Source organism: Chryseobacterium sp. MYb7 (assembly GCF_002979455.1).
Classification (GTDB): Bacteria; Bacteroidota; Bacteroidia; order Flavobacteriales; family Weeksellaceae; genus Chryseobacterium.
On record NZ_PCOU01000009.1, the window covers coordinates 73,790 to 89,893 of the forward strand.

General features: G+C 34.9%; 16 protein-coding genes. 8 read left to right on the top strand and 8 right to left on the bottom strand.

The window, feature by feature from the left end; all coding sequences use genetic code 11:
* Positions 1-2: 2 nt before the first annotated feature.
* On the top strand, positions 3-632 hold the full coding sequence (locus CQ046_RS09390) for a response regulator transcription factor (RefSeq protein WP_105702012.1): 630 nt from the start codon (positions 3-5) through the stop codon (positions 630-632).
* Positions 633-712: 80 nt separating this feature from the next.
* Here the strand turns inward: CQ046_RS09390 and CQ046_RS09395 are convergent, their stop codons facing one another.
* Complete coding sequence (locus CQ046_RS09395) at positions 713-1,282, bottom strand: hypothetical protein (RefSeq protein WP_105702013.1); 570 nt, start codon at positions 1,280-1,282, stop codon at positions 713-715.
* A gap of 90 nt (positions 1,283-1,372) precedes the next feature.
* Complete coding sequence (locus tag CQ046_RS09400; RefSeq protein WP_105702014.1) at positions 1,373-2,446, bottom strand: resolvase; 1,074 nt, start codon at positions 2,444-2,446, stop codon at positions 1,373-1,375.
* A gap of 158 nt (positions 2,447-2,604) precedes the next feature.
* Here CQ046_RS09400 and CQ046_RS09405 point away from each other — a divergent pair, with 158 nt between their 5' ends.
* Entirely contained in the window at positions 2,605-3,171 is a 567-nt protein-coding gene (locus CQ046_RS09405; RefSeq protein ID WP_123906600.1) for a hypothetical protein, read from the top strand.
* 93 nt (positions 3,172-3,264) lie between these two features.
* Here CQ046_RS09405 and infC read toward each other — a convergent pair whose 3' ends face one another.
* Entirely contained in the window at positions 3,265-3,765 is a 501-nt protein-coding gene (gene infC / locus CQ046_RS09410) for a translation initiation factor IF-3 (protein ID WP_185097810.1), read from the bottom strand.
* 170 nt (positions 3,766-3,935) lie between these two features.
* On the bottom strand, positions 3,936-5,855 hold the full coding sequence (gene thrS / locus CQ046_RS09415) for a threonine--tRNA ligase (protein ID WP_105702016.1): 1,920 nt from the start codon (positions 5,853-5,855) through the stop codon (positions 3,936-3,938).
* A 91-nt stretch (positions 5,856-5,946) separates the two neighbouring features.
* Here thrS and CQ046_RS09420 point away from each other — a divergent pair, with 91 nt between their 5' ends.
* Positions 5,947-7,134 (top strand): DUF4932 domain-containing protein, encoded by a 1,188-nt coding sequence (locus CQ046_RS09420; protein WP_165790497.1) that lies wholly within the window; start codon positions 5,947-5,949, stop codon positions 7,132-7,134.
* 22 nt (positions 7,135-7,156) lie between these two features.
* On the top strand, positions 7,157-8,131 hold the full coding sequence (locus CQ046_RS09425) for a dipeptidase (protein ID WP_105702018.1): 975 nt from the start codon (positions 7,157-7,159) through the stop codon (positions 8,129-8,131).
* 438 nt (positions 8,132-8,569) lie between these two features.
* On the opposite strand, the gene CQ046_RS09430 is transcribed toward CQ046_RS09425, so the two are convergent.
* Positions 8,570-10,114 (bottom strand): hypothetical protein, encoded by a 1,545-nt coding sequence (locus tag CQ046_RS09430; RefSeq protein WP_105702019.1) that lies wholly within the window; start codon positions 10,112-10,114, stop codon positions 8,570-8,572.
* Between the two features lie 148 nt (positions 10,115-10,262).
* Between CQ046_RS09430 and CQ046_RS09435 the strand changes: the two genes are divergently transcribed.
* From CQ046_RS09435 to leuB, 4 genes are read left to right on the top strand one after another with little or no spacing between them, the layout of a single operon-like run.
* Positions 10,263-11,426 carry a 2-isopropylmalate synthase gene (locus tag CQ046_RS09435; protein WP_105702020.1) on the top strand — a complete coding sequence of 388 codons (1,164 nt, stop codon included), beginning with the start codon at positions 10,263-10,265 and terminating at the stop codon, positions 11,424-11,426.
* Positions 11,427-11,455: 29 nt separating this feature from the next.
* On the top strand, positions 11,456-12,844 hold the full coding sequence (gene leuC / locus CQ046_RS09440; RefSeq protein ID WP_105702021.1) for a 3-isopropylmalate dehydratase large subunit: 1,389 nt from the start codon (positions 11,456-11,458) through the stop codon (positions 12,842-12,844).
* 15 nt (positions 12,845-12,859) lie between these two features.
* Positions 12,860-13,468: a 3-isopropylmalate dehydratase small subunit gene (gene leuD, locus CQ046_RS09445; RefSeq protein ID WP_105702022.1), complete on the top strand. Its 609-nt coding sequence runs from the start codon at positions 12,860-12,862 to the stop codon at positions 13,466-13,468.
* Complete coding sequence (leuB, locus tag CQ046_RS09450) at positions 13,449-14,573, top strand: 3-isopropylmalate dehydrogenase (protein WP_105702023.1); 1,125 nt, start codon at positions 13,449-13,451, stop codon at positions 14,571-14,573. Before leuD ends, leuB begins: the two co-directional genes overlap by 20 nt.
* Before the next feature lie 96 nt (positions 14,574-14,669).
* On the opposite strand, the gene CQ046_RS09455 is transcribed toward leuB, so the two are convergent.
* The 3 genes from CQ046_RS09455 to CQ046_RS09465 form a co-directional block, all read right to left on the bottom strand.
* The gene (locus tag CQ046_RS09455; RefSeq protein ID WP_105702024.1) at positions 14,670-14,852 is read right to left on the bottom strand and encodes a hypothetical protein; all 183 of its coding nucleotides are present in this window, start codon (positions 14,850-14,852) and stop codon (positions 14,670-14,672) included.
* Positions 14,853-14,931: 79 nt separating this feature from the next.
* Positions 14,932-15,537, bottom strand: a complete 606-nt coding sequence (locus CQ046_RS09460; protein WP_105702025.1) for a DUF4230 domain-containing protein — start codon at positions 15,535-15,537, stop codon at positions 14,932-14,934.
* Positions 15,538-15,540: 3 nt separating this feature from the next.
* A complete protein-coding gene (locus CQ046_RS09465; RefSeq protein WP_105702026.1) occupies positions 15,541-16,104 on the bottom strand; it encodes a TlpA family protein disulfide reductase in 564 nt (187 codons plus the stop codon).

Consider the following 16,104-nt stretch of genomic DNA (forward strand, 5'->3'; position numbering starts at 1 on the left):
ACATGATAAAAGTAGCTATAACAGATGATCATCCACTTCTCTTAGAAGGATTGAAGAATATTTTAGGAAACAGCGATACCATAGATGTAGTAGATTGTTTCAAAAACGTTTCAGAAATGAATACCGGTCTTGCAAAAAATGCTATTGACATTTTATTGCTGGATATCAATCTGGCAGATACCAACAGCATTGAACTCATAAAACCTTTAAAGAAAAAGTATAGCAATCTTCAGATTATTATTCTCAGTGTTCACAATGAACTGCCTGTCATTAATAGTTCTTTGGCTGAAGGTGCCTGTGGATACATTCAGAAGAATGCTTCAGTTTCTGAAATTCTGGAAGGGATTACCAGCGTGTATGAAGGGACTCAATTTTTATGTTCGCAAACTAAGTCTGTTTTGGAGAAAAAATCAACTGATGGGTTAAATCATGTACCCAAACTGACCCGAAGAGAAAAGGAAATTCTTGGGGAAGCTGCGAAAGGACTTACCACCAATCAAATGGCAGAAAAACTGTTTATCAGTCCGCATACCGTAGAAAGCCACAGAAAGAACCTTATTGAGAAATTCCAGACATCCAATCTTAGCTCAGCCATCAAATTAGCAATAGAATATGGATTGATTATTGAATAAAATATTCATCTACAAAAAAGGCCTGCTTACATCGTAAAAGCAGACCTTTTTCTTATATAATCAAATAATTGGTGTGTTTTTTAATCTTTGAATTTCAACGCAGCCTGAAACAGGTTTTTCTTTCCTATTAAATCATATTCGTCGTTATATTCAGGCTGATACATTAGGATGAAAACTCTGCCGTCAAAATCTTTTAAATTGATAGGCTGATCTACCATAATATCATAAAACCTTGTAATAGTACGTGTGGCAGTCCATTGCTTTGCGTTACCTTTAGGATTTTTATCAAATCTGTGATCTTTCGCATCTGTGTAATACCAATAAGAAGGAGCAGAATCCATCAGAAACATTTCTTTGTCTTTATTGTACAATTCCTCAGCCATACCCGTATTCTGAAACCACGGAACCTCCTGTGTGCTTAAAAGTCCCAAAGCTCCTGCATAAATATCCTTGTTTGTAGTAGCTCCAACTAAAAATCCTTCCAGATTGGTAGAAGTGATTTCGAACTGGAAAGTGGATTTCTTCAGCTCATAAACATCGTTCACAGGTTGAATTACTTTTCCGTCCTGTTTTATCACTACTTTTAATGATTGTGCGAAAGTCATAAAACTTAATAAACAAAAAAGAATCGTCAAACTTAATTTTTTCATTGTATCTTTTTAAATAATTGCAGCAAAGATATTAGACTTTATTCCCTTATACACTGGCTGTTTTCAGGGGTTTTTTATCTTATTAATAGGTTAAAACAAATCCGCCTTTAACTGGATCTTTATATAAGCTGTTTTCTGCTTTTTACCATTTACCGCAGTAGAATTAAGTGGAAAAACTTCTGCATAAAAGGTATTGTTATCTGTCCAGAATGCCTTTTTATCATCAGCTATTTTGAAGTTGGTGAAATTCACGTATAAAAGATTGTCCTGTTTCTTGGTTTGCGGTAAATATTTAGCGATAATAAAATTACTCCCCACATCATTATTAGATGAAACAAAGGTAACCCAGCTCTTGGTTGGAAGAATTTGTGGATAGCCATCAGTACTTAACTCAAACATCACTGCATTTTTTATATTGTAAAAAGAATAGAAAGAACCTGCAACTTCATCAGAGTTTTCTTTGAAAACCTCCAGATTTAAGTAAGGTGACCGTCCTACATATTCATTAGCAAGCGGTCCGGTCTCTGTAGAGATGTTTTCATGTTGTGTAATAACCTCTTTTCTGCCATTTTCAATATATACCCAGTTATCATCATGTAGTTTTATATTCGGATTTTTTACCAATGGTTCATTCATTCTATTTTTTGAACTGGTTTTAAATTCCTGCTCTGAAATCTCTGCAATAGTTCCAAATTTCTTAAAAGATTTATTTTTAAAATCATCAGATTGTTTAAATGTGCTGCTTCTGATCTCATAAAGATCCACACCATTTAAAGTTAATTCAAATGACGAAGTGAATTCTGACTTCAAAACAAAAGCTTCAATGCTGTTCGAAATATTGTTATTTATGCTGTAATGAATAGAGTAGAAGTCTTCAAACTCTTCAAATCCATAATAATTATCGAACTTATTGTAGGCTACTTTCAGATGAGCGGCATCTTTATTCGGAGCAACAAAAAACTGTATAGAATCCAGCTTGGTAAATAATTGAAAGGGCACCTCCTGAACATTATCCACTCCTTTTGTTTTTTTGAAATCGACAAGTGTTATTATTTTTTGCTTAACTTCAGTTTTTGCTGTTTTAGTTTCTGATGTTTTGTTCTGTTGACTGCATCCCACAAAAACCACCATAGATGATATAACGATTTGATTGAGTATTTTCATTTTCTATATTTTGGGCAAATGTATCAGTATTCACACCTGTAGCCAACAAAATCACCTGATATAGGGAATAAATGGCTGAAAACCGGGATATATTGAACGATAGAATTTGGAGAATTTTACAAAATGATAAACCAAGTATTATAGATTATTTTAAAAAGATGAAAAACGTAATAACCAGCCTTTCCATTGTGATCGTATTGTTAACTTCCTGCTCACCTGCTACAGAAAAAAAAGTGGAGAAAAATGCTTCTCCAGATGTAATAACAGCTCCCGCTTCGGTTTCTAAAACTGATCCGGAAAAAAAGGATATATCAAAATTAGAAATACCCGTTGATTTTACATCGTTAGTTCCTATTGATGTATTGAATGGTAAAAGCACAAATGTGTATGAGAAATATGGTATAGAATTCTCGGGTAACTGTTATTCCTGTGACTTAACAAGTTTGTCTATCACAAAGAAGGAAATAAGATGGGCTAATGTCTGTGATGAAAAAGACACCTTTGAAATCCATGATTTTTCATATTCTATAGAAGGAAATAAAACTATTTTCAAAACACCAGAACGGACTTATATTTTAACCAAAATAGATAAAGCTCCCGTTTACGAACTTATTATAGAAGGCAAGAAGCTTGAAATGAAAAATAAAAGAATAGCTGCCTATTTTACCACTCAAAAAGCCTTGTCTCTTTTTACGGAGCATGATTGTGGTGATTTTGGAGGATAGATAGAGTAGTCCGGAGCAATCTTTTCTTAAAATTAAAGCATAAAAAAACCTCAAAGTAATTTGAGGTTTCTTTATATTAAAATAATGACTTAATTATTTTGCTGGTTTTTTAGGACTCATCATCATAATCATTCTTTTTCCTTCAAGTTTAGGAAGTTGGTCTACTTTACCTACATGCTCTAGTTCCTGAGCAAGCTTTAAAAGCAAAATTTCTCCCTGGTCTTTAAAGATAATCGAACGTCCTTTAAAAAATACGTAGGTCTTTAATTTTGAACCTTCTTCAAGGAATTTTTCAGCATGCTTCTTTTTGAATTCGTAATCGTGGTCATCTGTCTGAGGTCCGAAACGGATCTCTTTCACTACCACTTTTACCTGCTTAGCTTTAAGTTCCTTTTGTTTTTTCTTTTGCTCATATAAGAATTTTTTATATTCTAATATTCTTGCAATAAAAGGTTCTGCTTTATCAGAAATTACTACTAAATCCAATTCCTGATCTGCAGCAATCTGTCTTGCTTTGTCAATTGGATAAATTCCTGGCTCTACGTTATCGCCCACCAAACGAAGCTCTCTCACACGAATTTTATCGTTGATCAAGTGTAAGTCCTCTTGTACCGGACGTCTTTGTGGGCCCCTGTTGTTAAATCTTTGTGCTATTGTATTATAATTTTATTGGTTAACTACTTAATTTAATTGATTTAAATATTTAAAATTGAAAGATTCATTAATTCTTTAATCTTTGAATCCTTCAATCTTTTATTTTAAATTTATATTGCTGCTTCTTTTTTGAAGTAAGCAACGAAATCCTCCAGTTTCATCACTCCAAGATCTCCTTCTCCACGTCTTCTTACAGAAATCGTTTCTTCTTTTTCTTCATTTTCTCCCACCACAAGCATGAAAGGAATCTTGTTCAATTCAGCATCACGGATCTTTTTACCTGTCTTCTCGTTTCTGTCATCAATCTGACCGCTAATATCGTGATTTTCCAAAAATTGTGAAACTTTTTTTGAATAATCTACATATTTTTCACTGATCGGTAGAATAATAAACTGATCCGGGCTCAGCCATAATGGGAAATCACCAGCTGTGTTTTCCAGTAAGATAGCAATGAAACGCTCCATAGAACCAAATGGTGCCCTGTGGATCATTACCGGTCTGTGCTTTTCATTATCATTTCCAATATAGTGAAGGTCAAACCTTTCCGGTAAGTTATAATCCACCTGGATAGTTCCAAGCTGCCATTTTCTTCCTAAAGCATCTTTCACCATGAAGTCAAGCTTAGGACCATAGAATGCTGCTTCTCCGTATTCTACTACCGTTTTTAAACCTTTCTTCTGAGCTGCATTGATGATCGCGCTTTCTGCTTTCTCCCAATTCTCATCAGAACCGATATACTTTTGTTTGTTTTCAGGATCTCTTAATGATACCTGAGTGACAAAATCTTCAAAACCTAAAGACTTGAAAACATAAAGCGTAAGGTCAATTACTTTTTCAAATTCTTCAGAAAGCTGATCCGGAGTACAGAAAAGGTGAGCGTCATCCTGAGTAAATCCACGAACTCTCGTTAATCCGTGAAGCTCTCCACTTTGCTCATATCTGTATACCGTACCGAATTCTGCATACCTTTTTGGCAAATCTCTATAACTCCATTGTGAAGTCTTGTAAATTTCACAGTGGTGCGGACAGTTCATTGGCTTCAGTAAGAATTCTTCTCCTTCATTTGGAGTTTTAATCGGCTGGAAGCTGTCTTCCCCATATTTATCCCAGTGTCCAGAAGTTACATAAAGTTCTTTTGCCCCGATGTGTGGAGACATTACAAATTCGTAACCCCCTTTTTTCTGAGCATCAGAAAGGAAATTCTCTAGTTTTCTTCTTAAAGCAGTACCTTTTGGCAGCCAAAGGGGTAAGCCGGCACCTACTTTTTCAGAGAATGCAAAAATTCCAAGTTCTTTACCTAATTTTCTGTGGTCTCTTCTTTTAGCTTCTTCTAATCTTTCAAGGTATTCAATAAGATCTTTCTGCTTAGGGAAAGAAATACCGTATACTCTTGTTAATTGAGGATTTTTTTCATTTCCTCTCCAGTAAGCTCCTGCTGCATTTAAAATCTTAACTGCCTTTACAATTCCTGTATTTGGAATGTGACCACCACGACATAAGTCTGTGAAGTCATCGTGCGTTACAAAAGTGATTTCTCCATCATTAAGATTAGAGATCAATTCTACTTTGTAAGGGTTGTCTGCATATGTTTTTAAAGCATCTTCTTTAGAAACCGGATATAGAGAGAATGTAGATCCTTTCTTCGCGTTTTCTAAGATCTTTTTCTCAATCTTTTCAAAATCTTTTTCAGATAAGCTTTCATCCCCGAAATCTACATCATAGTAGAATCCGCTTTCAATAGCTGGACCGATCGTTAACTTAGCATTAGGATAAAACTCAAGGATTGCCTGCGCCAAAAGGTGGGCAGAAGAATGCCAGAAAGCTTTCTTTCCAAGATCATCATTCCAGGTCAAAAGCTGTACCGTAGAATCCGTGGTTATAGGTGTGGTGATTTCTACTTGTTGATCATTAACAATTGCGGAGATGGTGTTTCTTGCCAATCCCTCGCTTATAGATTTTGCCACATCTAGAGGAGTTACTGCTCCTTCGAATTCTTTGACGCTATTGTCTGGAAGTGTAATTTTTATCATTGTTTACTAAGAAATTTTAAGATGCAAAAATACGGAATTTTTAGATAAAATACTATATTAGCCTATATTTAGAATGAGAATTAATATTAAAATGAAAAAGTTATTCGTGGTTTTTGTCTCATTGAGTGCCATATTCTGTTTTTCGCAGAAAAGTACATCCACATTTTCTGTTACTTACAATAGAAATATTGAGACTTATTTTCTTGCAGAAATACTGTCTGCAGAGCACCGAAAGAATAATAAGGATTTTGAACTTTATAAGATAAAAGAATGTTCTGTTTATCAACCGGTTGTTAAAAATGCTTTACAGAAATACGGCCATTTGAAAAACTCAGATATTGCTGTTTCAACTGCCAGACTCAATGATATTTTAATGGAAAAATATGGTGCCGGAAATGATGCAATGATGAAACCTCTGATGTATCATAAGGAATTTCCGGATGTGGAATGGATTAATGATTATCGCTTTGAAAACAATAATCTTACAAAAGAACAGAATGAAGAAGCAACAGATTTAATTAAAAATTATCTTTCAGCGCTTTCAAAATTTTACATTCAGGAGAATATCGGGCAGTTTTTTAAAGAGAATCAAATCTTTTATAATGGCGGAATAGCGGAATACAACAAACAGATTCCTGACGGATTTACAAAAGCCATGGAACAATTTTATGGTGAAAGTTTTAACACCTATACTATCATTATTTCTCCTATGATGATGTGGCCTATTGAAGATAATGAAGGAAGAGGAATTGCTACCAATGTGATATTACCATCTGGAAAACAGAATATTTATGAGATTGCAAGTCCTTTTGTGAGGGTACAGAAACCGGGAGAATTTGGGTATGACAATCAGTTTCAGGCCAGATTTTTAAGTGTTCATGAATTTGGACATTCCTTTGTTAATAAAGAAGTTAATCAACAAACAGATAAGCTTACTAAATTTAAAGAGTTATTTGAAAAATCAAAACTAAAGGAAACCATGATCAAAACTGGAGGTTATGGAGATTATCAGACTTGCGTTGCTGAACATTTAGTAAGATTAGGCGAAATTGAAACCGCCAGAATTCAAAAAGATGAGGAAAGGGTAAAAAGACTTCAGGAATATCATCTGAAAAATAATTTCATTTTTATCCCTTTATTAGAAGAAAAAGTAAAAGAATATAATTCTAACAGGAGAAAATATAAAACATTCGGAGCTTTCGTACAGAAACTGCTTGAAGTTTTTGAAAATAGTTCTGTGGAATTTATCAATGATGAACTGAACAAAGTAAAGAAATAAAAAATTCCAATATTACACTACTATGAATACTATAAATATGGATCTGCACTGCGATTTATTATATTATCTGCTGAGATCCGATGCTGCTATTGATGACAAAGAAATTGGCTGTTCACTGCCTTATTTACAGGAAGGAAATGTAAAACTTCAGATCATGGCAATGTATGCCGGAACAGGAGCAAACAGTACAGTTTATGGCCTGGAGCAGAGTAAGTTGTTTTCAAACCTTATTAAAAACGAGAATTTTTTCTTTTTTAATCACAATAATTATGAGGCTGAGGAAAATAAAAATCGGGTAGGAGTTCTTGCTTCTATAGAGAATGCATCCGCTTTCTGTGATGAAAACCAAAGTCTTGATTCCGGATTCAAAAATCTGGAAACGATTATTGAGAATGTACAAAAAGTCTTTTATATTGGTATTACCCATCATCTGGAAAACCGTTTCGGTGGTGGAAATAATGCAGCAGCAGGCTTAAAAGAAGACGGAAAAGTACTGATAGATTATATTGCCGACAGAAAAATTGCCATTGATTTAGCACATACAAGTGATCAGCTGGCCTATGATATTTTCACCTATATTGATCAGAGGAATTACTCAATTCCTATTCTGGCAAGCCATTCCAATTACAGATCTGTTTATAAAAACAACAGAAATCTTCCTGATGAACTGGTAAAAGAAGCCATTAACAGAAAGGGTTTAATTGGTCTTAATTTTATTAAAGATTATGTTGATATCGAGAATCCCGAAAGAATTTATGAACACATTCAATACGGTTTGGATCTTGGTGGAGAAGAAAGCATTGCTTATGGAGCAGATTATTTCTACTGGAAAGATCATCCGGACAAGTCCCGTCATCCTTTTTTCTTCCCGGAACATTCCAACGCTTCTGGCTATCCTGCCATCAATAAAGAAATTGAAGAACGCTTTTCATCAGAGCTGGTAGAAAAAATCAGTCATAAAAATGTTTTGAATTTTATAAAGAATATGTATAAATAAAATCATTTTTGTCTTATTAAATCAAAGCATAATTAACAGGTCGCTCCTTCGGAGCTATCATTTTAAAACAAATATGTCCTATTAACCGTTAGCTCCTATTGGAGCCGGATTGAATCCCATCGGGATTTAGTGTTAATAGAAAAAAATGAAGTCTTCTCAAAATAAAGCTCCAGAGGAGCGACCTGTTAACACATGCCATAAATATTAATATTTTCAATATAATTATCCTTAGTATTGGTAATGAAATAAAATATTTTGCTTTACAATTTTAGATGATTTTATTCACCCATAAATTGAGCTGATAGGATAAAAAACCTGCTAGAATTGTTAAATCTATGAGGACATATATTAAAAGGGAAATAACTGATTTTGGTATTTTATTTTACATTAAATAAAGTATTTTAAATATCTATAAAATAATGATTTACGTACTTTTAATTAATGTTTTCTTTTATATTTTACTTTCTGCTTGATAATCTCAATAACATCCACATTCTGTACTTTAGATTTGATCCATCCATGAATGTCAATATAAAATAATGATCGTCTGTAATATTCGTTGTTGGAATACTCTTCCAGCTTTTTGTCAAAACTTTCAAATGCTTTCTGTCTCTGATCTAAGACCTGATTATTAAGATTCTTAAAAAACTGAATACTCTCAAAATGGAATTCTTCCGGCTTCTTCATTTTCTTGGCAAACTTCAAAGTAGAAGCAATAAATTCATCATAATCTTCATCATTTCCAGACTCATATTTTGCCATTAAGATCAGAATTCGTGTATGGAACAAAAGATCTTCCTGCACATTTCCTTTAGATTCTATCACTCTCATAGAATACTCAATGGACTTATCAAACATTTTGCTGCCAAAGAACATGGCCGCCATTTTAAGGTAAAGAATCATGAAATGGTGCTCATCAATTCTCTCTCTAAGTCTTTCCATTTTTAATTCTACTTCAGGAATGAGCTTGGTTCCTGTAAAAAACTCTCCTTTTACAAAGTGAATATTCATCAGTGTGTTATACTGAGTAAGGAAAATAAGAGACTGAAGGTTTTCGTTCTGAACAAAATTTTCTGCATGTACCATTGTATTGAAATTCTCAAAATGTTCTTCCAGAATATCAATATTTCCATACAAAAACAGGATTTTCAACAGATAAGTATTCCCTTTGATATACCAAACCGGATGGCTGTAGATCATTTCCGGTTTCTTATGAAAAAGATCTACCCATTGATACGCATATTTCAACGTGTATTTGTAATCCTGTAAAAGCTGGTTTTTCCAGACATGAGCTTTGTAATACCAAAGTTTTTCTGTGAAATTCAGCTTTTCGGGGTTTATATTTTTAATCTGAGCATTGAAAACATCCATCACTTCCTGTCGGTCTGTATCATTTTTTACATAGCCGTGGGTAAGCATTTCACTGTATAATTTCAATGAAAGATTAGATAATTTTGTGGTGTAACGATTCTGTTTACTGATATCCTGAGATTGCTTGATCAGTTCTTCTGCACGTCCTTCAATACTTCGTGTAATAAATTGGGATTCAATTACTTTTTCAAGATCTATGATTTCAGAAGCGATACTTTTCTCATCCAATTCCAATGCGGTTTGCTTGGTCTTATCCAATATCTTTAAAGCCTGTTTATAAAGCCCTTTTTGATACAGAATATTGGCGAAATCCAACTGTTCACGAAGCTGGATTCTGTAGTTCTGATGACTTGGGTTCATACGGAGGCTCACCAGAATCTGTTTGTAAAGATGGGCTTTCAGGTTGGAAAGCTGTTGTTTGGTGGAAATTTTTTTCTCAATGATAATGCTTTCATCATATTCCTTCATCTTATCCATTTCGGAAAATAACAATAGAAATTTGGCATCTACGTTAATCCCGAGACGGTTTACATATAACTTAAACTGTCTTTTTTCAGAGGTGGTCAATGACTTTACCAATACAAACAAAAAATCTTTCTGCAATTCTGCCATTGTAAATTTTTATAAATTAAATTATTGATTAACAAATGAATACAATTGTTTTTTTAGCTGTTGAATATTGTAATTTTCAGAAAAAATGAAAATAAAAAAATATTGCATGCTGTAGTTTTGAGCCAAAATTAAGTAAAAAACTTCACTTATGAATTCCGAAAAAATCGAAATTTTTGATACGACACTGAGAGATGGGGAACAGGTTCCGGGATGTAAACTGAACACGGAACAGAAGCTGATTATTGCTGAAAGGCTTGACGAGTTGGGAATTGATATCATTGAAGCGGGATTCCCAATTTCAAGTCCCGGAGATTTTGAATCTGTTTCAGAAATCTCAAAACTGGTAAAAAATGCAAAGGTATGCGGACTGACGAGAGCAAACAAAAAAGATATTGATGTGGCAGCTGAAGCTCTGAAGTTGGCAAAGAAACCAAGAATTCACACTGGAATCGGAACTTCTGATTCTCATATTAAATACAAATTCAACTCAACAAGAGAAGATATTATTGAAAGGGCAGCAGATGCTGTAAGGTATGCTAAGACATACGTGGAAGACGTAGAATTTTATGCTGAAGATGCCGGAAGAACGGATAATGAATATTTGGCAAGGGTTTGCGAAGCCGTTATCAAAGCGGGAGCAACTGTCCTGAATATTCCTGACACCACAGGATATTGCCTGCCGGAAGAATATGGTCAGAAAATAAAATACCTCAGGGAAAATGTAAAAGGAATCGAAAAAGTGGTGCTTTCATGTCATTGTCACAATGATCTTGGATTGGCTACTGCCAATTCTATTGCCGGAGCTATCAATGGTGCGCGTCAGATTGAATGTACCATCAACGGATTGGGAGAAAGAGCAGGAAATACGGCTTTGGAGGAAGTCGTCATGATTTTGAAACAACATAAAGATTTGAACCTGCATACCGATGTGAATTCCAGAATGTTGAATGAAATGAGTACAATGGTGTCTGATCTTATGGGAATGTCTGTACAGCCTAATAAAGCTATTGTAGGAGCTAATGCTTTTGCTCACAGCTCAGGAATTCATCAGGATGGTGTTATTAAAAACAGAGAAACTTATGAGATTATTGATCCTGCAGAAGTAGGTGTGAATGCTTCTTCGATTATTCTTACTGCCAGAAGCGGACGTTCAGCATTGGCTTACCGCTTCAAACATATCGGTTATGAAGTGACCAAAAATGAACTTGATTACCTATATCAGGAGTTTTTAAAAATCGCTGACCTTAAAAAAGAAATATGTAATGATGATCTGAGCCTGATGATGGATTCTTTCAACAGAAAAATTGGATAGGTTTGATTTAAATCAAGATAAAGTAAACAATGAACAACAGTAAAAAGACACTTTTTGATAAAGTTTGGGACGCTCACGTGGTAGAAACCATTCCGGAGGGACCTCAGATCATTTATATAGACAAACATCTTATTCATGAGGTAACCAGCCCTCAGGCTTTTGCAGAACTTGGATCCAGAAACCTGGAAATATTCAGACCGGAACAGATTGTAGCCACTGCGGACCACAATGTTCCTACTTTGCATCAGGAACAACCAATTAGAGATGAACTTTCAAGAAATCAGGTAGAGCAGCTTACAGAAAACTGTCAGAAAAACAATATTGAGCTTTTCGGATTAGGACATCAATATCAGGGAATTGTTCACATCATCGCTCCGGAATTAGGGATTACCCAGCCGGGAATGAGTATTGTTTGTGGTGACAGCCACACTTCTACGCATGGTGCATTTGGATCTATTGCTTTTGGTATCGGAACCAGTCAGGTTGCGCAGGTATTTGCGAGCCAGTGCCTGCTGTTGAATAAGCCAAAATCAATGAGAATTACAGTCAGTGGTAAATTGAATGAAAATGTTCAACCTAAAGATGTTATTCTTTATATCATTTCAAAAATAGGTACAGACGGAGGAACAGGATATTTCTGTGAATATGCAGGAAATGTGTTTGAAGAAATGTCAATGGAAGGAAGAATGACAGTCTGCAATATGAGTATTGAAATGGGTGCCAGAGGCGGAATGATTGCTCCTGACGAAACCACTTTTGAATATGTACAGGGAAGAAAATTTGCTCCAGAGGGAGAGGAATGGAATGAAAAAGTAGCCTATTGGAAAACTTTGAAAACAGATAAAGGAGCCATTTTTGATGAAGAATTAAGCTTTGATGCTTCAGATATCTATCCAATGATTACGTATGGAACCAATCCGGGAATGGGGATTTCAATCCGCGAAGTTATTCCGACACCACAAAATGAATCAGAAGAAAAAGCATTGAAATATATGGGACTGGCAGCTGGACAGGCTGTTAATAGTATCAAGGTTAATTATGTTTTCATAGGAAGCTGTACCAACGCAAGAATAGAAGATTTCCGCTCTGCAGCCCAGTATATTAAAGGGAAAAGCAAGTCAGAAGCTGTAAAAGCACTGATTGTTCCGGGATCTCAGCAAGTGGTGAAACAGATTTATGAAGAAGGTTTGGATAAAATATTCAATGATGCAGGGTTTCAGATTCGTCAGCCGGGATGTTCAGCGTGTCTGGCGATGAATGATGATAAAATTCCGGAAGGAGAATATTGTGTTTCCACTTCCAACAGAAACTTTGAAGGCAGACAGGGACAAGGTTCAAGAACAATTCTTGCCAGCCCGCTTACCGCAGCAAAAGCAGCCATAGAAGGTAAAATCTCAGCTTTTGAAAGTGTAAACTAAACAGATTAAAAGTACATGCAAAAATTAGTTGTTTTAAAATCCCGCGCAGTTCCATTGCCGGCAGAAAATATAGATACAGACCAGATTATTCCGGCAAGATTCCTGAAAAGTATAGACCGAAAAGGTTTTGGAGAAAATCTGTTTAGAGACTGGAGATTCAATATGCATACAGGAGAACCCAATCCGGACTTTGTTTTAAACAATCCTAAATTCGGAGGTGAGATTCTGGTAGCAGGTAATAACTTTGGTTGTGGAAGCAGCCGTGAACATGCAGCCTGGTCTTTAACAGATTATGGATTTAAAGTAATTGTTTCAAGCTATTTTGCTGATATATTCAAAGGAAATGCTCTGAACAACGGACTTCTTCCTGTAAAGGTTTCCGAAGAATTTTTAAAAGAAATTTTAGAAGGAATCAACGAAAATCCTGACAATGAAATTGCCATTGATGTAGAATTACAGTCCATCAGCTTTAAAGATACCACGGAAACCTTTGAAATTGATTCTTACAAAAAAATATGCCTGCTAAACGGCTATGACGATATTGATTTTTTAATCAGCAGAAAGCAGACGATCACAGAATTTGAATTAAAAACACAAAAAGCAAATGAGCGACAGTTATTTTAAAATTGCGGTTCTTCCCGGAGATGGGATTGGCCCGGAAATCATCAGTGAAAGCATTAAAATATTAGATGTTATTGCTGAAGCTTTTCAATGCAAATTTCATTTTGATTATGGATTAATAGGTGCAGAAGCTATTTTTAAAACAGGAAATCCTTTGCCTGAAGAAACTTTAAAGATTTGTAAAGAATCTGATGCTGTGCTTTTCGGGGCTATTGGTGATCCGGTTTTTGATAACAATCCTGAAGCCAAAGTAAGACCTGAACAGGGATTATTGAAACTTCGTAAAGAGTTGGGATTGTTTGCCAATATCCGTCCTTTGAAAACGTATGCATCTCTGATCGATAAAAGTCCTTTGAAAAGAGAAATTATTGAAGGAGCAGATATTCAGATTTTCAGAGAACTGGTAAGCGGAATTTATTTTGGTGAAAAATTTACAGATCCTGAAGGAGCTTATGCTTATGATGTCTGTAAATACAGCCGTGAAGATATTATTCCGATTGTTCATATGGCGTTTCAGGAAGCTCAGAAAAGAAATAAAAAGCTTACCCTTATTGATAAAGCCAATGTTCTTGATACTTCAAGATTGTGGAGAAAAACGTGTCAGGAAATTGCATCGGAATATCCTGATGTACAGCTGGATTATATGTTTGTAGACAATGCTGCTATGCAGCTGATTCTTAATCCTAAGCATTTTGATGTTATTGTAACGGAAAATATGTTTGGTGATATTATTTCAGACGAAGCAAGTGTGATCGGAGGGTCTATCGGATTGCTGCCATCTGCTTCGGTAGGAGAAAAGAACGCTTTATTTGAGCCTATTCATGGATCATATCCACAGGCAAAAGGAAAAGGAATTGCCAATCCTGTAGCATCTATTTTAAGTGTGGCAATGATGCTGGATCATCTTAATTTAAAGGCAGCAGCAGACAAATTGAGACAATCTGTAGAACATGCTATTGAAAACAAGTATGTTACCATTGATCTTAATACCAAACAATATTACTCAACAAGTGAGGTAGGAAGCTTTATTGCAGATCATATCAGATATTCAGAAAAGTCCTATTACAATTTTGAAAATATCAAGATCGGAAAATCAACCATCGTATAAAAAAGTTCATTTAGATAGTTAGAAAGAAAAGTTCCGCCTCGTATGAGACGGAACTTTTCGTTTTTTTTAATATCAATAAGCCTTTACAGCTCTTTGTTATTTTGTATTATCCGTTTTTCCTGATTTATTTTTGGAAGACTTTTGAATATCTTCTTTGTCAATATCAGGCGGATTGGTCTTTTTCGAAGCTGCAGGAATATCCTGGAAATCCTGATTTTGCTTTTGGGTTTCTGCGGTGTTGGCAGATTCTTTCTTGTGGGTGTTTCCTTTTTTATCCATAACTTTGAATTTTTAATACTATATGATATTATCATTCAAAGTGTTTGCCAAAAATGGGAATACTTAAAATCTTATCCTTTTAAAGACCTAAGATACCAATTTTTCCGGTTTTATCCTCTATTTCATAATTTAAAGCCTTGGCCAAAACGAAAACATTATTCAGATTTTCCATCAGCTGTTTACGACCTTCTGTTCGTAATTGATTCTGATCAATTGATTTCTCTGCTGTTTCTTTAGCTTTCTGGGTAACATTTTTAATATCTTTTTCCGAAATTCTGTTAATAAAAGAATCATCCAAAGATTGAATCTCAACACTTGGTGTAATTCTTATTTCAGCATCAGGAAGCTCAGTAATGATCAATTTTTTATTGATGGAATCTACTTCGATCTTCATTTTGTTAAGGTCATAAGAAACCTGTGCATTGGTCTTGGTATAGGTAATAATGCTGTTGCTGGAAATTTCTTTCCCAAAAACTTCATAACCCATTTTGGTTTTCTGCATACTGGAAGTATTCTGCTCCATCACCACCATCTTATTCATCTTGGAAATCTGATTGGTCAGGATGTAATAATCCGACTTTTCAGTTTTACTTCCAAGGTTAAGACAGGATTTCAGACCAAAAAACAGAAGCACCATGGCTCCGGCACCTGCTGCAAAGGATAATATGGTTCTATAATTTCTCAAAATCTATTTAAAAATTTCTTTGATGACAGATGAATCATTCTTTTTAAGAATTTGAACTAAATCTCTTTCAATATATCCTGTAGTAGGCATTTCTATGATTCTACCAACCTCTTTTCCGTATCTTTTCAGGATAATGGTAGGAACTTTCTGGATATTATAAAGGCTTTCGTCTCCTGTAGGAGATTCTTTTTTACGGTTTACCGCTATAATATTTAATTTATTTTCAGGATAGTTGGCTGCTTCCAATATTTTCATCAGTCTTGGAAAATCTCTGTGACTGTCTTCGCACCATGTTCCCATAAAAACAATGATGTCATAAGTACCAATTTTTCCTTTTCTTAATTCGCTGACTGCTTTTTCGTCAATAGCATACTCATCATGTTCTTTTACATACCAATCTGCATAAGGAGCTTTTAAAAACTGCTCTTTCAGTTGGTTTCCTAAAAGCATCTTTCCATCTTTCTGTGTGTCAACTTCTCTGTTTACCACTACTTTTTGAGCGCTAAGCTGTTGAGTAGCTAAAAATAAGCTTGAAAAGGCAACAATATTGGTAATAAATTTTTTCAT